This window comes from Mangrovibacter sp. MFB070 (assembly GCF_000705335.1).
In the GTDB taxonomy this organism is placed as follows: domain Bacteria; phylum Pseudomonadota; class Gammaproteobacteria; order Enterobacterales; family Enterobacteriaceae; genus Mangrovibacter; species Mangrovibacter plantisponsor.
On record NZ_JJMI01000003.1, the window covers coordinates 17,763 to 37,832 of the forward strand.

Here is a 20,070-nt window from a genome sequence, read left to right on the forward strand (position 1 = left end):
TTTTGCCGCCATTCAGTAACAAACAGGGCGCTGATGCGCCCTGGGAACAATAGCGGGTTGAACCTGGGGTTTATTCGAAAAGATTACGGTGCAGTTTGCGCACCACATCTTCGGCTTCATCGCCTGGCACCAAGAAGCACAGGTTATGGCTGGAGGCACCATAGCAAATCATGCGAATGTTGAAAGGTTCCAGAACACCAAATACCTCTTTACCAACACCGCAGGCTTTAGACAACTCATTGCCAATCAATGCCACCAGCGCCAGGTTCTCTTCAACTTCTACCCGGCATAATGACGACAATTCGGTCAGCAGCGCGGTGGTTAACAGAGAATCACCGGTTGAAGTTGAACCGGTGGTATCCAGCGTGATAGCTACGCTGACTTCAGATGTGGTAATTAAATCGACCGAAATATTATGGCGCGCCAGAATAGTAAATACCTCAGCCAGAAAACCACGGGAATGCAGCATGCTCAGGCTGTGTAAGGTGAGTAATGTCTGGCGGCGGCGCAGTGCCAGCGCGCGGAACAACGGGGGGTTTTCGGTTGTGCCGCAGACCATGGTACCGCCAGCCGATGGGTCTTTACTGCAACCAACAAACACCGGGATTTCACTGCGTACTGCAGGCAGTAAAGTTGCCGGGTGCAGTATTTTGGCACCGAAAGTCGCCATTTCGGCGGCTTCTTCAAACGCAATTTCATCTATGCGTTTCGCCGCAGGCACAACACGCGGGTCGGTAGTGTAAATGCCGGGGACATCAGTCCAGATATCCACCCGGCTTAAATGCAGTGCTTCACCAAGCAGTGCGGCTGTGTAGTCGCTGCCGCCACGGCCAAGTGTAGTGGTACGGCCTTTGGCCTCACTGCCAATAAAACCCTGAGTAATAACCAGTGATTCAACCAGGCGAGGCTGCAAGTGGGTTTGTGCCAGTTCTGCCAGTGCCGCGATATCGGGTTCGGCTTTACCAAACCGGTCACTGGTACGCATAATTTTACGCACATCAAACCATTGCACTTCTTCACCACGTTCCCGCAATACTTCCACAAATAACAGCGTGGACATCAACTCACCATGGCTGACCAGTTCATCCGTAAGCGCGTTGGATGTTGCCAGTGAGGCAGCTTCGGCAAGAGTGGTAATATTTTCGAGCAGGCGATCTATCTCTTCACGAATGACCAGCGGGTTGGCGAGGCGCTCAAGAATGTCGTATTGAATCTTACGAATGGCATCCAGCTTAACAAAACGTTCTGTCGCTTCCAGGCCTTCAGACAAGGCAACCAGTAAGTTGGTGACGCCAGCAGACGCAGACAAAACAACCAGGCGTACCTGTTTATTTGCCAGCACGACATCTGCGCTGTGATTCATGGCATCGAAATCAGCGACACTGGTACCACCGAATTTGGCAACCACTGTCTGGGAAAGTGCGTGAGTCATTATAACCTCGTGTCAGGGCCACTTGGGGTGGCAATATCTTTATACCCGGCACTCCATGTGGACTAAACAGGAAGCCGTGGGTATTTCATCAGCCTTGGCACAAGGGAAGAGCGATAAACGGGAGACGTAGACAGGTTAAAACAAGCACTACGATACACCCAGAAGCGCCCCACCTTGCGAAACGAACGACTGCCGGACGTTTCTGGTGACAACCCAGGGGATTCAGCCCCTGCAGCCGATAACGCGTACGACCAGATACGTGTTACCTCGGCGCCGCTCCCCCTCTTATGCCATCTGCGTACTGGTTACTCAGACATAATACCTGGGCGGCGCGCCTCTTCTGGCTTACACGAATCACTTCGTATAAGTAGCGCTAATAGAAATAATTCGTTCGGCGAACATTGTCAACGCTCTTTAATTGCGGATTTTTCATTCTGCCGCATAACTCGCCATTCAGAAGTGCTCCCTCCGTATTTTTAACCGGGTTGTTTTGCTCTTCAGGCCGGTCGTTATTCCTGTTTGTTTTATCAACAGCACTATGTGTTTTTTCTGGCTATTAAAAATAGGGCCGGGATTCACAGGTTTGATTATTCATATATGAATCTTGTTGATCACCTATGAATAGTTTTTACACTGGAATTCAACCAAGGAGACCCCCGATGAAAACAACCTGGAATACCCATCCTGATGATGTCCGCGCTTACGACAGCGAGCGGCTGCGTGACACGTTTCTTACTGAATCTCTGTTCACCCCCGGTGAAATTAATGTGGTGTACAGCCATATCGACCGGGTGGTGGCGCTTGGTGTTTGCCCACAAGCAACACCACTGGCACTGGATGAAGTGATTGATACCAAAGCGTTTGGTACGCCTTTTTTTCTTGCCCGCCGGGAAATGGGCCTGGTGAATCTGGGGGGGCCGGTTGAAGTAACATGCAACGAAGGTGACAGCTACCAACTGGAGTACCTTGACGGGCTCTATCTGGGGATGGGCACACAGGCAGTGAGCTTTCGTTCCCTTAGCGAAGACCCACAAACAGAAACCGCGGTTTACTGCCTGAGTGCGCCTGCACATCACACCTGGCCTTCCCGCATTATCAAACGTGAAGAGGCGCGCCAGGTGGAACTGGGCAGCCAGCAAAATGCCAACCTGCGCCTACTGACCCAATACCTACACCCGGAAGTGCTCACCACCTGCCAGCTTTGCATGGGCATTACCCATCTGCGCCCGGGTAATGTGTGGAACACCATGCCAGCACACACCCACGCACGCCGTATGGAAGCTTACCTGTATTTCAACATGGCGCCGGACCAGGTGGTATTCCACTTTATGGGCGAACCCCAGCAAACCCGCCACCTGGTGGTGCGTAACAAACAACTGGTGCTGTCACCCAGTTGGTCGATTCATTCTGGTTGCGGCACCCGGCAGTACAGCTTTGTGTGGGGAATGGCGGGTGAAAACCAAACCTTCGATGACATGGATTTTGTTGCAATGACGGACCTGCGCTGAGAACGCAGATAACAAAATAACAGTGAATGACTGATTAAAACCTCTGATGGAGACCCGATTATGTTGACGAAAACGACCTTTAAACGCCTGGCGCTGTGTTCGGTATTAAGTGGCCTGTTGAGCGTCTCTTCTCTGGCGCATGCCGCAAAAGAGATTAAAGCCGCCTTTAACCAGTCGGATAAGCACCCTCAGTACCTGGCACTGAAAGAGCTGGGCGATAAGCTGGCGCAACAAACCGAGGGGCGTTACAAGCTGAATATCTTCCCTAACGAATTATTGGGTGATCAGCGTGCCGCGCTGGAATTAGTGCAAAACGGCGCAGTGCAAATGGCGGTAGTCGCGAACCCTCTGGCGGAGAATTACGATAAAACCTTTACCGTGATTGGCCTGCCGTATATCTACAGCGGCCCGGCTCACCAGGAAAAAGTCTTTACCTCCGGTGTGCTGGACCCGTTATTTGCTTCCACCTCCCGTTTCGGCTTTACGGTGTTAACCGCCTATACCGCCGGGGCGCGCAGCATGTACACCAAAGCTGGCCCGGTAAATACCCCGGCTGATATGAAAGGGAAGAAAATTCGTGTCATGCAGTCTGACACCATGCTGAAAATGCTGACCTGTATGGGCGGCACTGGTGTGCCTATGAGCCAGAGCGAAGTCTACACCGCAATTCAACAGGGCGTACTGGATGGTGCAGAAAACAATGAAATCACCTATGCCGACCTGAAGCAGTATGAAGTTGCGCCTTATTTCTCTGCCACACGCCACCTGATGGTGCCGGACCTGGTTGTAGTCAGTACTGATTTCCTGGAAAGCATGTCAAAACAGGATCAGGAAACGTTACGCAAGCTGGCAAAAGAAAGCACGCTGACCGAATTCCGCCTGTGGGCTGAGCAGATTGAGCAGGCCAAAAAAGTAGCGGAAGAAAAGGGCGCGAAATTCAATGAAGTGAATATCCAGCCGTTCCAGGAAAGTTGCAAAGCTCTGCAAACTGAACTGGTGAAAACACCGGAACAAAAAGCGCTCTACGAAAAAGTTGTCGCACTTCAGTAAACTCCCTCGCCCGGTAAGCCAGCGCTTGCCGGGTTGCCGTTATCGACAAAGGAACATAAGCCATGGCGGTGCTCGAGACGTTCAAAAAATACCTTGATACCTTCGTCGCCTGGGTTTGTATCGGCATTGTCGGCCTGATGACAGTGCTGATCACCTGGCAGGTAATTACCCGTTATTTATTTAACAGCCCCAGCGCTGTCAGCGAAATATTATCGCGCTACCTGTTTATCTGGCTCATTTTGTTTGGCAGCGCTTATGTGTTTGGGCTGCGTGAACATATGGCTATCAGCTTTATTAAAGATAAGTTTTCCCCACGGGTGAAAATTATTACTGACATGTTTACCGAACTGGCTATCGCTGTTTTTACTTTCACCATCATGATAATTGGCGGCTACCACACCGTGTTGCGGCAAATGTGGCAACTGGATTCCGCCCTGCAAATTCCCATGGGGTACATCTACAGCGCCATTCCATTGAGTGGCGGGCTGATTATTTTCTATTTCCTGTACAACGAAATTCACCTGTTCCGGCGCCTGAATACGCTGAAAAGTGCACCAGGCGGGGAGGAATAAACAATGGATATAGCCCTGATTGCAGCATTAATCATGTTTTGTGGCACTGTGTTTTTCCTGGTTATTGGTGCGCCTATCAGTATTAGTGTGGGGATTTCTTCGTTTGGGGCAATGCTGGCTATTTTGCCCATGAAAGGCGCGATGATTACCTCTGCCCAGCGTATTTTCGTTGGCCTTGATTCGTTTGCACTGCTGGCTATTCCCTTCTTTATTCTGGCAGGCAACATTATGAATAACGGTGGGATAGCTATTCGGCTGATCAATTTCTCCAAAATTTTCAGCGGCTTTTTGCCCGGTTCACTGGCGCAAACCAATATTGTCTCCAATATGTTGTTTGGCTCGATTAGCGGCTCAGGTGTGGCATCAGCCGCGGCGGTTGGTGGCATTATGTCGCCGATTCAGCGCAAAGAAGGCTATGACCCGGCGTTCAGTACCGCAGTGAATATTGCATCTGCACCAACGGGCATGTTGATCCCACCCAGTAACACGCTGATTGTCTACGCAACAGTGGCCGGGAGTGTGTCGATTTCCGCGCTGTTTATGGGCGGCTATGTCCCCGGTATTTTGTGGGGGCTTGGTGTGATGCTGGTGGCGGGCTTTATGGCAAAGCGCCGGGGTTACGTATTGCGCCACACCATGTCATTGCGGGAATGCCTGAAAGTGGCGGTGGACGCTATTCCCAGTTTATCCATGATTGTGGTGGTGATAGGCGGGATTCTGGGTGGCGTATTTACGGCAACAGAAGCCTCGGCTATTGCCGTTGTATATTCACTGTTCTTGAGCCTGTGCTACCGCTCTCTGGATGTCAGAACGTTACCGGCTATTTTTCTGAGTACAGCAAAGATGTCGGCAATTGTTATCTTTATGCTGGCAACATCGTCGATTATGTCCTGGGTGATGGCGTTTACTCAGATCCCTGGCATGATTGCGGACTCGCTCCTCTCACTGACCAGTAACCCCATCATTATTTTGCTGATCATTAATATCGTATTGCTGTTCGTGGGTACTTTTATGGATCCCACCCCTGCGGTACTGATCTTTACACCTATCTTTCTGCCCATCTGCACCGGGCTGGGGATGGATCCGGTACAGTTTGGCATCCTGCTGGTGTTTAACCTGTCGCTCGGGACCATTACGCCACCTGTCGGGCCGATTCTGTTTACCGGGTGTAAAGTTAGCGGAATATCCATTGATGCGGTGGTGAAAACTCTGCTGCCATTCTTCGTGGTGATAGTCGGCGTCTTGATGCTGGTGACTTACATCCCGGCCATTTCTATGACAGTGCCCCAACTGATGGGGTTGATTAAATAAGCGCGCCTGGTGGCACTTTGTTCTTGTGTGCCACCAGGTTAAAGTCTGTTCCTGTTAACGATTTTTCGCCTGTGACCCCCAAGATTATGACGACAGAGTACCGTGCTCCCGCCCTTGAAAAAGGGCTGGCTATCCTTGAGTTGCTGGCCGCACAGGATGAGCCATTAACCAAAAAGCAAATTGCTGAACGGCTGAACCGCAGCGTCAATGAAATTTTCCGCATGCTCTCGGTGCTGCAGGAACAGCATTACATTGATTATAAAGAAGATGTGTCAGGTTACGTCCTGACACTCAAAATGTTTACCCTGTCTAACCAACACCCACCGGTTGCCATGTTGCTCAAACGGGCAGGCAGCCTGATGGAGCAACTGTGCCTGCAAGTAAACCAGTCTTGCCACCTCAGCCAGTACAGTAATGGCCAACTGGTGGTTATCGCCCGCCAGGAAAGCCCGTATAAAATGGGGTTCAGCCTGCGTACCGGTGCTCATTTGGATATCTGCGCTTCTGGTTCAGGGATTGTGCTGTTGAGTTACAGTGAAGAGAGTGAGCGCCAGCGTATGATTGCGCTGGACGACGCCACAGATGAACAGGTGGCCTATGCCCGCAGCCAGATAGCGACCACTATTGAACAAGGGTACTACCAGGGGGAAAGCCCGCAAATATCCGGGGTTACGAACATCAGTGCACCAGTGTTTGGCGCACGAGGGGATTTGCTGGCCGTGATAACCGTGCCCTATATGACCCTGAATACCCGCACTGTACACCACCCGGTAGAAGATATTGAGCACACCCGGCAGGCATTGCTGGCGGTCGCCAGCCAACTCAGCCAGCACATCATTTCACGCTGTGACAGCAGCGAAAGCAGCCCCTGTTAGCCGATACTGGTAACATTTCTGTGCCAGTTTTGCGGCTATTCCCCGTGGGCTGGCACTTCTCTGATTCTCTCTCCCCGCTTTTTTTGCCCCAGAATGTGCAACATGGGCTCTGTGTGCCTGATGAAAACTACCAGGAAACTGAAATACATCAAATGTTATGGGTAACATCATGCTATGACACAGAAAATCATCACAAATGCAGCATACAAGCGCTACAATCGTGTTCAGTCACAATTCTCAAATCAAAAGAGTGTTGCTATGAAAAATATCAATCCAACGCAAACCGCAGCCTGGCAGGCGCTTGAGAAACACTTCGCCGACATGAAAGAAGTCACTATCAGTGAACTCTTTGCTAAAGAAAGCGATCGTTTTTCTCGTTTTTCCGCTACTTTCAACGATTTGATGCTGGTGGATTATTCCAAAAACCGCATCACGCAGGAAACGCTTGATAAATTACTGGCCCTCGCAAAAGAGACAGACTTGTCTTCTGCTATTAAGTCTATGTTCTCCGGCGAAAAAATTAACCGGACTGAAGACCGCGCTGTTCTGCATGTTGCGTTGCGCAATCGTAGCAACACACCAATCCTGGTCGATGGCAAAGATGTCATGCCGGAAGTGAATGCGGTGCTTGAGAAGATGAAACACTTCTCTGAAGCCATTATCAGCGGCGAATGGAAAGGTTACACCGGTAAACCGATTACTGACGTAGTTAACATTGGTATTGGTGGCTCTGACCTTGGTCCGTTCATGGTGACAGAAGCCCTGCGCCCGTACAAAAACCACCTGAACATGCATTTTGTGTCTAACGTTGATGGCACCCATATTGCGGAAGTGCTGAAAAATGTTAGCCCGGAAACCACGCTGTTCCTGGTGGCTTCCAAAACGTTCACCACTCAGGAAACCATGACCAACGCGCACAGCGCCCGTGACTGGTTCCTGAAAACTGCTGGTGATGAAAAACACGTTGCTAAACACTTTGCTGCGCTGTCCACCAATGGCAAAGCGGTAAGCGAATTCGGTATTGATACCGCCAACATGTTTGAATTCTGGGACTGGGTTGGCGGCCGTTATTCCTTATGGTCTGCGATTGGCCTGTCTATCATTCTGTCTGTGGGCTTTGATAACTTTATTCAGTTGCAAAGTGGCGCACACGAAATGGACAAACATTTCGCCAGCACTCCGCTTGAGCAAAACCTGCCGGTTATCCTCGCACTGATTGGCATCTGGTATAACAATTTCTTCGGCGCTGAAACCGAAGCTATTCTGCCATACGACCAGTATATGCACCGTTTCGCGGCCTATTTCCAGCAAGGGAATATGGAATCCAACGGCAAATATGTTGACCGTAACGGCAACGCAGTGGATTACCAGACCGGGCCAATTATCTGGGGTGAACCAGGCACCAACGGTCAGCATGCGTTCTACCAGCTAATTCACCAGGGCACCAAACTGGTTCCGTGTGACTTTATTGCACCGGCAATCACTCACAACCCGTTGAGCGACCATCACCAGAAACTGCTGTCCAACTTCTTTGCGCAAACAGAAGCGCTGGCATTCGGTAAATCTCGTGATGTAGTGGAACAAGAGTTCCGTGACCAGGGTAAAGACCCGGCAACGCTGCAGCATGTGGTGCCGTTTAAAGTATTCCAGGGCAACCGCCCAACCAACTCCATCCTGTTGCGTGAAATTACTCCGTTCAGCCTTGGCGCACTGATTGCGCTGTATGAACACAAAATCTTCACTCAGGGCGCTATTCTCAACATCTTCACGTTTGACCAGTGGGGTGTTGAACTGGGTAAACAACTGGCTAACCGCATTTTGCCGGAACTGGGTGACCAGAGCGCGGTGGAAAGCCACGACAGTTCCACCAACGGCCTAATTAACCGTTATAAATCCTGGCGCGCTTAATTTATTAAGTTTCGCTATATATTTAAAAATGCCGGTTTTATACCGGCGTTTTTTATAAGATAAATCTGTGAAAAAACGTACTTAACCATTAACTATGAGTAAGGTTATTCTGAAAAGCGTTTAATCTATTATTATCCCTCGCCTTTCTTTTCAGACAAAACGGATTATTCAACCAAACAATTTAAATGTAACTAATTGATTTTTATTTGTTTGATAATTCTAATTTGCTGCGAAATTCTTTATATCTTCATCTTTTCTGAAAACCCATCAGGTTATTCGCTGTGAGCCAAATCACACCGGGTTGTTGTGTATACTCGATCGCGCCTGAAAAGTTTTCAGGTAAATCTCCATTCATTTAGTGAAGGGAAATTGTTATGAAGAAACTCGTCTATGGCGCATTTGCCATATTTGCACTTGCTGCGGCTGGTTCTGCCAGTGCAGCACCTGGTTTCGGCCAGAGCGGTGCAGCGACCAGTGCGACTCCGGTTAGTTTTGGTCAGGCCTCTGGCCCGGCTGCCGGTTTGAGCCAGGTTGGTTTCGGTCATGCTGCTGGCGCTGCCGCCAGTTCAGTTTCTGTTGGTAGTTCAGCAGCAGCCGGTGCCAGCACAATGGGTTCCGCAATGGGTATGGCTTTAGCCGCAACCGGTGGTGGTAACGGTGCAAATACCGGAACCACTACAACAACGACGACCAGTACGGCCACTCGCTAATTAGTGAGTGTTTTAATCATAACCACACTTCGGTGTGGTTATTTTGACCCCGGGGACGTGTGGTGAAACGACTGCTAATAATTATGATTTGCCTGCTTCTTCAGGCGTGTTCAGCAACCACGAAAGGGCTTGGGGTATCGTTGTGGGACAGCCTGTGGGGCGATAACGGCGTCAAACTCACTGACGACGAAATTCAAAACATGCCTTATGCCAGCCAGTACGTTTCTTTAAATGGCGGGCCACGTATCTTTGTTGTTCTGGCCTGGGATGAACAGGGCCAGCAAAAATGGGCCACTCAGGATGGCGCGGTGATGGTGGCACAACACGGGCGTCTGGTGAAAACTCTGGGCCTGACAGATAACCTCCTTGAAGTGGATAACCTTAGCGTAGACCCGCTGGCGAACGTAGCGACGTTACAGGACGGTGCGCAGTGGACCCGGCGCATGGGCTGGACTGAGCACCAGCAAGTGCGCTACGCCGTTGCCCGTTCAACATTCCACTGGGATGGCACAGACACCCTGAAAATTGCCGATAAAACCCTGGCAGTGAGGGTGCTTAATGAAGAAGTCACTACAGATGATGCCAGTTGGCAGAACCGCTACTGGGTCTCTTCTTCAGGATTAATTCTCCAGTCCCGTCAGTATTTAGGTGGCGATTATTATCCGGTCACCCAGCTCTTGTTAAAGGCGGCACAATAATGAATTTGACAAAAACCGCACCGATTCTCTTTTCCCTGATGATGGGGTTTACCGCAGGCCCGGCTTCCAGCTGGGCTGCAGGCACTGTCACCGTGAACATGCCAGGCAACAGCACACCAGTACAACTGAATAATGTCGCCAGACTGGCAGATGTCGTTACAGCACCAGAGGTACACAGCGACTGGTGGCGAGGCGCGGTGATCAGCTACCAGGGCGCCAGTATCAAAATGCAACAAGAACACCAGCAATTACTGGCAGATCTGGATGCACTGGCCCGGGATGAAGGCGGCGACAGCGGTGCGGCTATTCAGGCATTGCGGGCACAACTGGCTCTGGTGAAAGTGACAGGGCGCCAACTGGTACGTCTCGACCCGGACTGGTTACGGTTGAACGGCCAGCAGAACGTACCACTGGAAGGGCAATACCAGCTCTGGCTTCCCGCACAACCCAATACCGTGACCATACTGGGCCTGGTCAGCAAACCCGGAACTGTAGCGTTTACACCTGGGGAATCTGTGGCGGATTACCTGGATGACCAAAGCCTGCTCAGTGGCGCTGAGCGTAGCTATGCCTGGGTGATTTACCCGGATGGCACAACTGAGCAAGTCCCCGTGGCGTACTGGAATAAGCAGCATGTTGAACCCTCTCCGGGCAGCCTGATCTTTGTTGGCTTTGGTTCGCATTTGTTCTCATCGTCGTGGGACGAGTTGAATAAACGCATCCTGACCTCTCTGACCCATCGGATACCAGATTGATGAAGAAAAAATATTTATACAGTCTGATGGCGATGGCCGTGGCAACGGCCTGTCATGCTGAAACTTATGTCGCGCCAGACAACACAACGCAATCAGACTTTGGTGGTGTGGGCTTAATGCAAACTCCCACCGCCCGTATGGCACGTGAAGGCTCGTTCAGCTTTAACTACCATGATAACGACCAGTACCGCTTTTATTCTGGTTCCATTCAGTTATTCCCCTGGCTGGAAACCACACTGCGTTATACCGACGTGCGTACCCGCAAATACAGTAACGTAGAGGCGTTCTCTGGCAACCAAACCTACAAAGATAAATCCTTCGATATGAAACTGCGTTTGTGGGAAGAAGGATACTGGTTGCCGCAAGTCGCTGTTGGCCTGCGTGATATTGGCGGTACCGGGCTGTTTGACAGTGAATACCTGGTTGCCAGTAAAGCCTGGGGGCCGTTCGATTTCTCGCTCGGCATTGGCTGGGGTTACCTGGGCACCAGTGGCAATATCAAAAACCCGTTCTGTAGTGTCAGTGGCAGCTATTGCTACCGTGACACCAGCTACCAGGCGGCAGGTTCACTCAGTGCGGGTAACATGTTCCATGGCCCGAGTGCTTTATTTGGTGGGATTGAATACCAAACCCCATGGCAGCCACTGCGCCTGAAGCTGGAATATGAAGGCAACAACTACAGTGATGAATACGCCGGGGTAATCGAGCAAAAAAGTAAATTTAACGTCGGGGCTGTTTACCGTTTATCGAACTGGGCTGATGCCAGCCTGAGCTATGAGCGCGGCAACACGTTCATGTTCGGTTTTACCCTGCATACCAACTTTAATGATTTGCGCCATTACTGGACAGACAGCCGCCGCCCGGCATATGAGCCGCAGCCACAGGATGCCGTGCTGCAACATACCGTAGTGGCAAACCAGTTAACCCAACTGAAATACAACGCCGGGTATATCGACCCGAAAATCCAGATCAAAGGCGATACCTTATATGTTTCTGGTGACCAGGCGAAATACCGTGATGGAGATGAAGGCGTGGTGCGTGCAAACCGCATCATCATGAATGATCTCCCGGCGGGTATTCGTACCATTAAGGTTAATGAAAGCAGCGTGAATTTGCCGCAGGTTACCACTGAAACCGATGTCGCCAGCCTGAAACACCATCTGGAAGGGGAACCCCTGGGGCAGGAAACGCCGTTACTGCAAAAACGGGAAAATCCGGATATTCCAGATGACACTGAGCAAGGCTGGTATATCGAGAAAAGCCGCTTCAATTACTCGCTCGACCCGGTGCTGAACCAGTCTGTTGGTGGCCCGGAAAACTTCTACATGTACCAGTTAGGGGTAATGGGAACGGCGGATTACTGGCTGACCGACCATTTATTAACTACCGGCAGCCTGTTCGTGAACCTGACCAACAACTACAGCAAATTTAATTACACCAGTAGCGACTCTGTGTTACCGCGTGTTCGTACTCGTGTGCGTGAATATGTGGAAAACAACTACTACATCAATAACCTGCAGGCGAACTACTTCCAGTATCTGGGGAATGGTTTTTACGGCCAGGTATATGGTGGTTACCTGGAAACCATGTTTGGCGGGGTCGGGACCGAAGTGTTATGGCGCCCACTGGACAGCGACTGGGCGTTAGGTGTCAATGCTAACTACGTGAAACAGCGCGACTGGACCAGCCCAACAGACATGATGAAATTCACTGATTACAGCGTGAAAACCGGCCATGTTACGGCATACTGGAATCCGTCATTTGCACCAGATGTGTTGATGAAGCTGAGTGTCGGGCAGTATCTGGCAGGCGACAAGGGCGCGACGCTGGAAGTGTCGAAACACTTCGACAGCGGGATTGTGGTTGGGACTTACGCCACTATCACCAATGTGTCGCCAGACGAATACGGCGAAGGGGATTTCACCAAAGGGGTGTATATCTCTGTACCGATGGATCTGTTCAGCGCCTACCCGACACGCAGCCGCGCGCAAGTCAGTTGGTCGCCGCTTACACGTGATGGTGGGCAGATGCTGGGCCGTAAATTTGACCTCTACAGCATGACCAGCGACCGCAGCGTTAACTTCCGTTAACCTGAGGCTTCCCCGGTGCAGTTCCTGGCCGGGGAAGTGACATCGCCATCAGTAAAATATCACTGGTTTGCGTTGCACTTTGAAACACCAGCTTCTTCATAACATGCATCCCCTGGCGCATGTAAAAACGCCGGGCGCCATGATTTTCTGCAAGCACCTCCAGCCACAACGATGTTTCCCCATGAGCCATTGCCTGGGTGATTATCTCGCCAAAAAAAGCCTGCCCCAGTCCTTGCCCGGTAAGCCCCGGCAGCAAATAGATTTTGTTCAGAAACGCGCCCTGAGGCGAGGGGTGTGCTAACCGTTCATGCCAGGTCAGTTCGGCAAAACCGACTGGTTTGCCTGCTTCGGCAACCAGCCACTGGTTACCGGGCGTGCCCATCCGCTCGCGAATCGCGGCAGGATCAAAGGATTTATGCATGAATGCCTGCATCTCTTGTGGGTTATTCCACAAGTGAGCAAAGTGGTGCTGATAACTTTCGGTGCCCAGTTGGTGAAGCAGGAAAGCATCGCCTTCCTGCGCTGTGCGAAATGTGAATGTTTTCATAGTTACAATAAGATAATACACACCAGCAAACAGGAAAAATGCTGTGTCACTCCAGAAGCTGTGTTTTTAGCTGTTCCAGCGCCAGATGTGGGCTGGTCAGTACCGGGGAGCAGGCTGGCAAATATTTACTGACACTGCTCATGGATGCCTGCGCCAGTGCAACACACTCGGCACCCTCTGTCAGAGCCCGTTGTACGGCAGCAATAATCCGCTCGTGGTACAGGATTTGGTCACCCTGTAAAAAAGCATCCCAGGCACCGGGAATCAGCCGGGTTTCCATTACCTGTTCAGGTTGCTGGCGTGCCAGTTCGAACAGTACCCGGGTAGGTTCAACCGTTGTTTGGGTGGTACACAACACCACCGTGCGCTTACCCTGGGCCATTGCTGCTTGCGCCAGTGCCCGGTCAACGCGCAACACCGGAATGCTGACGGGTGAACGCTGGTTGAGTTTGTCTACCGCCGGGCCAAGCGTTGAGCAGGTCAGCAGTACTGCGTCGGCGTGATGGCTTAGTGCCAGAAGCACCCGGATTACATCATCTTCCAGTGCTGAGGTTAACCCGCCACTGGCTTCCGCCGTGCGCAACAGTTGCGGCATCACCGTGTGTTTTAAACACCCCGCGGGCAGGCCCGTATCCTGTGCCGCCTGTTCAAATAACGCTTCATTACCGGGTGCCGTGTGTAAACAGGCAATGCGAATCATAGAGACCTCCGGTTGGTATCGGTATCACTCCGCATGAACAGATTCACGTATGGATAGCACACTATGCTAAAGAAAAAAATATGGATCTGGATCACATTTTTGCCGTATAACAGGCCAGAGACCGCAATTCAGTGGAGTCTGTTATGACGTCATTAGCGCGCGCCCGTGTCGAATTGATTTCGACAATTTTGCAAACCATTCTCAACCTGGGACTGACCTGCCTTGGGTTAATACTGGTCATTTTTCTCGGTAAAGAAACCCTGCATCTTGCTGATGTGCTGTTCACCCCGAATGAGCAGGCCAGTAAATACCTGCTGATTGAAGGCCTGGTGGTTTACTTCCTTTACTTCGAATTTATCGCCCTGATTGTGAAGTACTTTCAGTCGGGATTTCATTTCCCGTTACGTTACTTTGTTTATATCGGTATTACGGCGATTGTGCGCCTGATAATCATCGACCATAAATCCCCAATCGATGTCCTTATCTACTCAGCCGCTATTCTGCTGTTAGTTATTACGCTATGGCTATGCAACAGTAGCAGGCTGCGGCGGGAATAAATGTGCGTGATGCACAAAAAAAGTGGCGGCTCTTCAGGCCGCCAAAGACAGAGACAAGTTGGCTTAATAATGAGGGTTTGCAGTGGCATTACATCCCGCGCGTACAGGCAGGTTCGCGCGGGGGTGGAACAAGGTTAGCCTTTAACACCGCCAGCGGTGAGGCCGTTAACCAGCCAGCGCTGCGCCAGCAGGAACACAACAGTAATCGGTATCGCGGACAACACTGCGGCAGCGGCAAAGTCGCCCCACAAGTAGTTCTGCGGGTTAAGGTATTGCTGCATACCTACGGCCAGGGTGTAGCTGTTTACATCACGTAGCAGCAGTGAAGCAACCGGCACTTCGGTAATTGCGGCAATGAACGACAGAATAAAGACCACCGCCAGAATTGGCACCGATAACGGTAGCAACACCAGGCGGAAAGCCTGCCACGGGCTGGCGCCATCCAGTGCCGCCGCTTCTTCCAGCGAGCCATCAATCGTTTCGAAATAGCCTTTAATCGTCCAGACGTGCAGTGCAATACCGCCGAGGTAGGCAAAAATCACCCCGCCATGGGTATTCAGGCCAATAAACGGAATGTACTGGCCGAGGCGGTCGAACAATGCATATAACGCAACCAGTGACAGCACTGCCGGGAACATCTGGAAAATCAGCATCCCTTTAAGCAGGGTGGCTTTGCCTGGGAAACGCATCCGCGCGAAAGCGTAAGCGCAGGTAGTGGACAACGCCACAATCCCAATCGCGGTAATACCGGCGATTTTGACTGAGTTCCACAGCCACAACAGCACCGGGAACGGGGGCGGTGTGACACGCCCGTCGGCATGTTCCACACTGAACCCCAGCGCCAGTTTCCAGTGTTCCCAGGAAATTTGATCGGGGATCAGGCTGCCAGTTGCGAAGTTACCGGAGCGCAGAGAGATCGCCACCACCATTAACAGCGGGAACATGATGGCCGCAATAAACAACAGCAACAGTAAGTGAGTGGTCAGCAAGCGTAATTTTTGCGATTTGGGTTGCACCATAGCCATGATGATTCCTCCTTAATCAAACTTCATGCGGGTGGCTTTCAGGTTCACGACAGCCAGTGCGCCAACCAGCAGGAATATAATTGTGGCGATGGCTGCCGCCAGGCCGAAGTCCTGCCCGCCGCCGCCTTCAAAGGCGATACGGTAGGTGTAGCTCACCAGTAAGTCGGTATAACCTGCCGGTGTGGTAGTGCCGAGCCGGTCCGGGCCGCCGTTGGTTAACAACTGAATCAGAACAAAGTTGTTAAAGTTAAACGCGAAACTGGCAATCATCAGTGGTGTCAGTGGCTTAATCAGCAAAGGCAGTGTAATGCGGAAGAAGTTCTGGAACGGGCCCGCGCCATCCATCGCCGATGCTTCATATAAATCTTCCGGAATTGCTTTCAGCAGCCCCATGCACAAGATCATCATGTAGGGGTAACCCAGCCAGGTATTGACGATGATAATCATGCTGCGGGCGGTCGTCGGGTCGCTGAACCAGGCGGGTTTGATGCCAAACAGCGCACTCAGCATCATGTTGATTTCACCAAAACTTTGGTTGAACAACCCTTTGAAAATCAGAATAGAAATAAACGATGGCACCGCATAAGGCAAAATGAGCAGTACCCGGTAAATCGCTTTTCCTTTCAGGGATTCCCACTGTACCAGGCAGGCCAGTACCATACCGACGGCAACTGTCAGGAAAACAGTGAGGGCAGAGAAAACAATGGTCCAGATGAAAATGGCGAAGAAGGGTTTCTTGATGCCTTCATCGGTAAATACACGCGTAAAGTTATCCCAGCCAATGGTTACGGTATAGCCCGGGCTTAGCTGTTCGCTGGCCCAGTTACCGCTGGCATCCACAGCCTGGTAAAAGCCGATTTTAGTGTTCGGGCGGTATATCACACCGGTTTGGTTGTTGGTCAGGCTGTTATCTTTGCCCAGCGTATATAAAGGCCGGGTACCGGAAAATTCACGTAATGAGCTCATCACCAGCCCCGGGTTACCGGGAATATCGGCGGTGATTTCGCCAAGTGCCTGGCGGTTTTGGGTAATTACGCGCAGGTTGGCGTGATCTGTTGCTGGCAGGGCATCCACCGGGGACAGCGTTAAGTGTTGCTTGCCGCTCAGTGTAATCGGTTCAGAAAGGTAGTTTTTCCCTTCAGCAGTATCAGTCAGGGCCAGTTGCCATTTGTCGCCAGCAGGGTAGAGCGCAAACCGGACACTTTTGCCCGCCTGGTACTGGCGGTCCATCAGCACTTGTTGCGCCCGCTCAAAAGTTAACTGGTTGGTGCTGCTGTAGTTAGTGAACGCAATGGCAATGGTGCAAACCAGTGGAAAAAGTACAAATAACCCCATCCCGGCCAGCCCCGGGTACACATAGCGCCAGGCATAGGTACGGCGGTTGGCGAAAATATATAAACCCAGGCTACTGATAATCAGGGTCATTATGGCAAACAGGTACTCCCCCTGGGCGTACATCACTACCACAAGATAACCGACCAGTAACCCGAGCAAGGCGATAACAGACCATTTCAGACTGTCGCTTTGCCACCAGTGGCTCTTTTTCATCACATCCATGGGGTCTTCCTCTACTACGGGAACTGCGGGGTATCAGGCACCTTCTCCCGGTGGGGAGAAGGTGGAGACTGATGGTTTATTTTGTAATACGTGTTTCGGCGTCTTTCAGCGCTGCGTCAACAGACTGGCGGCCAGTAACGGCGTTAATTACAGCAGTACGAACGGAGTACCAGAATGCGGACATCTGCGGGATATTCGGCATGATTTCACCGGTCTGGGCGTTAGCCATGGTAGCGGCGATACGCGGGTCTTTTTCCAGAACTTCCTGGTAAGATTTCAGCGCAACAGCACCCAGCGGTTTATCTTTGTTAACGGTTTCCAGGCCCTGATTAGTCATCAGGTAGTTTTCCAGGAACTCTTTCGCCAGCTCTTTGTTCGGGCTGGCCGCGTTAATTCCGGCGCTCAGTACACCAACAAACGGTTTTGAGGATTTACCTTTAAAGGTTGGCAGCAGAGTTACACCGTAGTTGATTTTGCTCTTGTCGATATTCGCCCAGGCCCACGGACCATTAATGGTCATGGCGGTTTCACCTTTGTTGAATGCCGCTTCAGCAATCGAGTAATCAGTGTCGCCGTTCATGTGTTTGTTTTTAATCAAATCAACCAGGAAAGTCAGGCCGGCTTTCGCGCCTGCGTTATCCACACCCACGTCTTTGACATCGTATTTGCCGTTTTCATATTTAAAGGCATAGCCACCATCAGCGGCGATTAACGGCCAGGTGAAGTACGGCTCCTGCAGGTTAAACATCAGCGCGCTCTTACCTTCAGCACGCAGTTTTTTATCCAGTGCCGGAATTTCTTCCCAGGTTTTTGGCGGGTTTGGCAGCAAGTCTTTGTTGTAAATCAGTGATAACGCTTCAACAGCTATTGGGTAGGCAATCAGTTTGCCATTGTAGCGAACGGCATCCCAGGTAAACGGATAGAGTTTGTCCTGGAAAGCTTTATCCGGGGTGATTTCAGCCAGCAGACCAGACTGCGCATATCCACCAAAACGGTCGTGGGCCCAGAAGATAATGTCCGGGCCGTCGCCTGTTGCAGCTACTTGCGGAAATTTCTCTTCCAGCTTGTCCGGATGTTCAACACTGACTTTAATCCCGGTGTCCTGTTCAAACTTTTTACCCACTTCGGCCAGGCCGTTATAGCCTTTATCGCCGTTGATCCAGATAACCAGTTTGCCTTCTTCGATTTTGGCCAGAGCAGAGGCAGAAAACATCATTGTCGTCAGCGCAGACAACGCGAGGATACGTGCGCCGGTTTTAATTTTCATATGTTCCATCCTTTAGGTGATATGCACGTGGATACACTGTGTGGCTTTACCTGTGCCAGTTTCGGATTAGAACAGGAAAATCTCATCCTCCCTGGCACTACGCCGTAAGGGAGGTTTGTGTGACGTGTCTCTCATAAATCCCCGTTATGTGGCCTGTAGCACACAAAACAGCACCGATTTTTGACGTCAGGATCACGAAAATCCCTGCCAGCCCACGATTTTCCCTGCCTGTACGTGTTTCTCATCCTCCCGTCTCCTCCCCCATAAAAAAGCCATGGGTGGAGGATTTTCCTGACGACAAACTCCCTCATAGTCGGACACATCTTGTATTACCTGCCGCTGGCGGGTTGAGTGATGGATGAAGGGAGAAGTTCGATGGCAAACGTGCAGTTACAGAACGTAACCAAAGCCTGGGGAGACGTGGTGGTGTCGAAAGACATCAATTTAACAGTCAACGACGGCGAATTTGTCGTATTTGTTGGCCCGTCTGGCTGTGGTAAATCAACGTTATTACGCATGATTGCGGGTCTGGAAACCATCACCAGTGGTGACTTGTTCATTGGCGAAAAACGTATGAATGATGTCCCTCCCGCTGAACGTGGTGTGGGCATGGTATTTCAGTCTTATGCGCTTTATCCGCACTTGTCGGTGGCGGAAAACATGTCTTTCGGCCTGAAACTGGCTGGTGCTAAAAAAGAGCTGATTAACCAGCGTGTTAACCAGGTTGCTGAAGTGCTGCAACTGGCCCATTTACTGGACCGTCGCCCGAAAGCGCTCTCCGGCGGGCAGCGCCAGCGTGTGGCGATTGGCCGTACTCTGGTCGCTGAACCTCGGGTATTCCTGCTGGATGAACCGCTGTCTAACCTGGATGCGGCATTACGTGTGCAAATGCGTATTGAGATCTCCCGCCTGCATAAACGCCTGAAGCGCACCATGATTTACGTCACCCACGACCAGGTAGAGGCAATGACCCTCGCCGACAAAATTGTGGTGCTGGATGCCGGTCGTATCGCGCAGGTCGGTAAGCCTCTTGAACTGTATCACTACCCGGCAGACCGCTTTGTCGCCGGTTTTATCGGCTCGCCCAAAATGAACTTCCTGCCCGTTAAAGTCACCGCAACCGCACTGGAACAAGTGCAGGTTGAGCTGCCTAACCGCCAGCACGTATGGCTGCCGGTGGAAAGCACTGGCGTTCAGGTGGGGGCCAACATGTCTTTGGGCATTCGTCCCGAACATTTACTGCCCAGTGAAATCGCCGATGTCACCCTCGAAGGGGAAGTGCAGGTGGTGGAACAACTGGGGCATGAAACACAAATCCATATTCAGATTCCGGCGCTGCGTCAAAACCTGGTTTACCGCCAGAACGACGTGGTGCTGGTGCAAGAGGGCGCGACATTCGCCATTGGCTTGCCGCCAGAGCGCTGCCACTTATTCAAGGAAGATGGCACAGCCTGCCGTCGGTTGCATCAGGAGCCAGGTGTTTAAGTGACCCTCACAATAAAAGCAAT

Annotated in this window: 18 protein-coding genes and 1 riboswitch; of the genes, 12 read left to right on the plus strand and 6 right to left on the minus strand. The window is 51.3% G+C overall.

Features of this window, described 5'->3' with window-relative positions:
- Positions 1 to 70: 70 nt before the first annotated feature.
- Positions 71 to 1,432 (minus strand): lysine-sensitive aspartokinase 3, encoded by a 1,362-nt coding sequence (gene lysC, locus DT73_RS01560; RefSeq protein ID WP_036102955.1) that lies wholly within the window; start codon positions 1,430 to 1,432, stop codon positions 71 to 73.
- 154 nt (positions 1,433 to 1,586) lie between these two features.
- A riboswitch (Lysine riboswitch) is annotated at positions 1,587 to 1,780 on the minus strand.
- A 311-nt stretch (positions 1,781 to 2,091) separates the two neighbouring features.
- On the opposite strand from lysC, the gene kduI reads away from it, so the two are divergent.
- The 10 genes from kduI to DT73_RS01610 all read left to right on the plus strand — a co-directional run bounded on the left by kduI (position 2,092) and on the right by DT73_RS01610 (position 12,909).
- On the plus strand, positions 2,092 to 2,940 hold the full coding sequence (kduI, locus tag DT73_RS01565) for a 5-dehydro-4-deoxy-D-glucuronate isomerase (RefSeq protein WP_036102957.1): 849 nt from the start codon (positions 2,092 to 2,094) through the stop codon (positions 2,938 to 2,940).
- A gap of 60 nt (positions 2,941 to 3,000) precedes the next feature.
- The gene (locus DT73_RS01570) at positions 3,001 to 3,990 is read left to right on the plus strand and encodes a TRAP transporter substrate-binding protein (protein ID WP_036102961.1); all 990 of its coding nucleotides are present in this window, start codon (positions 3,001 to 3,003) and stop codon (positions 3,988 to 3,990) included.
- 62 nt (positions 3,991 to 4,052) lie between these two features.
- A complete protein-coding gene (locus DT73_RS01575) occupies positions 4,053 to 4,562 on the plus strand; it encodes a TRAP transporter small permease (protein ID WP_036102962.1) in 510 nt (169 codons plus the stop codon).
- 3 nt (positions 4,563 to 4,565) lie between these two features.
- Complete coding sequence (locus DT73_RS01580; RefSeq protein ID WP_036102964.1) at positions 4,566 to 5,873, plus strand: TRAP transporter large permease; 1,308 nt, start codon at positions 4,566 to 4,568, stop codon at positions 5,871 to 5,873.
- Positions 5,874 to 5,944: 71 nt separating this feature from the next.
- Entirely contained in the window at positions 5,945 to 6,748 is an 804-nt protein-coding gene (locus DT73_RS01585) for an IclR family transcriptional regulator (protein WP_200874762.1), read from the plus strand.
- Positions 6,749 to 7,006: 258 nt separating this feature from the next.
- Positions 7,007 to 8,656, plus strand: coding sequence for a glucose-6-phosphate isomerase (gene pgi, locus DT73_RS01590; RefSeq protein WP_036102967.1), 1,650 nt, complete (start codon positions 7,007 to 7,009; stop codon positions 8,654 to 8,656).
- A gap of 374 nt (positions 8,657 to 9,030) precedes the next feature.
- Positions 9,031 to 9,366 (plus strand): exopolysaccharide production protein YjbE, encoded by a 336-nt coding sequence (gene yjbE, locus DT73_RS27020; RefSeq protein WP_036102969.1) that lies wholly within the window; start codon positions 9,031 to 9,033, stop codon positions 9,364 to 9,366.
- A gap of 62 nt (positions 9,367 to 9,428) precedes the next feature.
- Complete coding sequence (locus tag DT73_RS01600) at positions 9,429 to 10,064, plus strand: YjbF family lipoprotein (RefSeq protein ID WP_036102971.1); 636 nt, start codon at positions 9,429 to 9,431, stop codon at positions 10,062 to 10,064.
- Positions 10,064 to 10,819, plus strand: coding sequence for a capsule biosynthesis GfcC family protein (locus tag DT73_RS01605; RefSeq protein WP_036102973.1), 756 nt, complete (start codon positions 10,064 to 10,066; stop codon positions 10,817 to 10,819). The genes DT73_RS01600 and DT73_RS01605 overlap by 1 nt, the downstream gene beginning before the upstream one ends.
- The gene (locus DT73_RS01610; RefSeq protein ID WP_036102974.1) at positions 10,819 to 12,909 is read left to right on the plus strand and encodes a YjbH domain-containing protein; all 2,091 of its coding nucleotides are present in this window, start codon (positions 10,819 to 10,821) and stop codon (positions 12,907 to 12,909) included. The genes DT73_RS01605 and DT73_RS01610 overlap by 1 nt, the downstream gene beginning before the upstream one ends.
- Here DT73_RS01610 and DT73_RS01615 read toward each other — a convergent pair.
- Positions 12,896 to 13,456 (minus strand): GNAT family N-acetyltransferase, encoded by a 561-nt coding sequence (locus DT73_RS01615; protein ID WP_051691237.1) that lies wholly within the window; start codon positions 13,454 to 13,456, stop codon positions 12,896 to 12,898. The genes DT73_RS01610 and DT73_RS01615 overlap by 14 nt on opposite strands.
- A 46-nt stretch (positions 13,457 to 13,502) precedes the next feature.
- Entirely contained in the window at positions 13,503 to 14,156 is a 654-nt protein-coding gene (locus DT73_RS01620; protein ID WP_051691238.1) for an aspartate/glutamate racemase family protein, read from the minus strand.
- Positions 14,157 to 14,299: 143 nt separating this feature from the next.
- On the opposite strand from DT73_RS01620, the gene psiE reads away from it, so the two are divergent.
- The gene (gene psiE / locus DT73_RS01625) at positions 14,300 to 14,713 is read left to right on the plus strand and encodes a phosphate-starvation-inducible protein PsiE (protein ID WP_036102976.1); all 414 of its coding nucleotides are present in this window, start codon (positions 14,300 to 14,302) and stop codon (positions 14,711 to 14,713) included.
- Positions 14,714 to 14,847: 134 nt separating this feature from the next.
- Here psiE and malG read toward each other — a convergent pair whose 3' ends face one another.
- The 3 genes from malG to malE all read right to left on the minus strand — a co-directional run bounded on the left by malG (position 14,848) and on the right by malE (position 18,562).
- Positions 14,848 to 15,738 (minus strand): maltose ABC transporter permease MalG, encoded by an 891-nt coding sequence (gene malG / locus DT73_RS01630; RefSeq protein WP_036102978.1) that lies wholly within the window; start codon positions 15,736 to 15,738, stop codon positions 14,848 to 14,850.
- A 12-nt stretch (positions 15,739 to 15,750) separates the two neighbouring features.
- On the minus strand, positions 15,751 to 17,295 hold the full coding sequence (gene malF / locus DT73_RS01635; RefSeq protein ID WP_036102980.1) for a maltose ABC transporter permease MalF: 1,545 nt from the start codon (positions 17,293 to 17,295) through the stop codon (positions 15,751 to 15,753).
- A gap of 76 nt (positions 17,296 to 17,371) precedes the next feature.
- Positions 17,372 to 18,562, minus strand: coding sequence for a maltose/maltodextrin ABC transporter substrate-binding protein MalE (malE, locus tag DT73_RS01640; protein ID WP_036102981.1), 1,191 nt, complete (start codon positions 18,560 to 18,562; stop codon positions 17,372 to 17,374).
- Between the two features lie 375 nt (positions 18,563 to 18,937).
- On the opposite strand from malE, the gene malK reads away from it, so the two are divergent.
- On the plus strand, positions 18,938 to 20,047 hold the full coding sequence (gene malK, locus DT73_RS01645) for a maltose/maltodextrin ABC transporter ATP-binding protein MalK (protein ID WP_036102983.1): 1,110 nt from the start codon (positions 18,938 to 18,940) through the stop codon (positions 20,045 to 20,047).
- The last annotated feature ends 23 nt before the right edge of the window (positions 20,048 to 20,070 follow it).

Excerpts from the sequence above, each read along its gene's own strand:
- DT73_RS01575 (WP_036102962.1), top strand. The coding sequence starts at position 4,053 with ATGGCGGTGCTCGAGACGTTCAAAAAATACCTTGATACCTTCGTCGCC.
- malF (WP_036102980.1), bottom strand. The coding sequence starts at position 17,295 with ATGGATGTGATGAAAAAGAGCCACTGGTGGCAAAGCGACAGTCTGAAA.
- psiE (WP_036102976.1), top strand. The coding sequence starts at position 14,300 with ATGACGTCATTAGCGCGCGCCCGTGTCGAATTGATTTCGACAATTTTG.
- malE (WP_036102981.1), bottom strand. The coding sequence starts at position 18,562 with ATGAAAATTAAAACCGGCGCACGTATCCTCGCGTTGTCTGCGCTGACG.
- pgi (WP_036102967.1), top strand. The coding sequence starts at position 7,007 with ATGAAAAATATCAATCCAACGCAAACCGCAGCCTGGCAGGCGCTTGAG.
- DT73_RS01570 (WP_036102961.1), top strand. The coding sequence starts at position 3,001 with ATGTTGACGAAAACGACCTTTAAACGCCTGGCGCTGTGTTCGGTATTA.
- kduI (WP_036102957.1), top strand. The coding sequence starts at position 2,092 with ATGAAAACAACCTGGAATACCCATCCTGATGATGTCCGCGCTTACGAC.
- DT73_RS01615 (WP_051691237.1), bottom strand. The coding sequence starts at position 13,456 with ATGAAAACATTCACATTTCGCACAGCGCAGGAAGGCGATGCTTTCCTG.
- malK (WP_036102983.1), top strand. The coding sequence starts at position 18,938 with ATGGCAAACGTGCAGTTACAGAACGTAACCAAAGCCTGGGGAGACGTG.
- DT73_RS01610 (WP_036102974.1), top strand. The coding sequence starts at position 10,819 with ATGAAGAAAAAATATTTATACAGTCTGATGGCGATGGCCGTGGCAACG.
- DT73_RS01620 (WP_051691238.1), bottom strand. The coding sequence starts at position 14,156 with ATGATTCGCATTGCCTGTTTACACACGGCACCCGGTAATGAAGCGTTA.
- lysC (WP_036102955.1), bottom strand. The coding sequence starts at position 1,432 with ATGACTCACGCACTTTCCCAGACAGTGGTTGCCAAATTCGGTGGTACC.
- malG (WP_036102978.1), bottom strand. The coding sequence starts at position 15,738 with ATGGCTATGGTGCAACCCAAATCGCAAAAATTACGCTTGCTGACCACT.
- yjbE (WP_036102969.1), top strand. The coding sequence starts at position 9,031 with ATGAAGAAACTCGTCTATGGCGCATTTGCCATATTTGCACTTGCTGCG.
- DT73_RS01605 (WP_036102973.1), top strand. The coding sequence starts at position 10,064 with ATGAATTTGACAAAAACCGCACCGATTCTCTTTTCCCTGATGATGGGG.
- DT73_RS01580 (WP_036102964.1), top strand. The coding sequence starts at position 4,566 with ATGGATATAGCCCTGATTGCAGCATTAATCATGTTTTGTGGCACTGTG.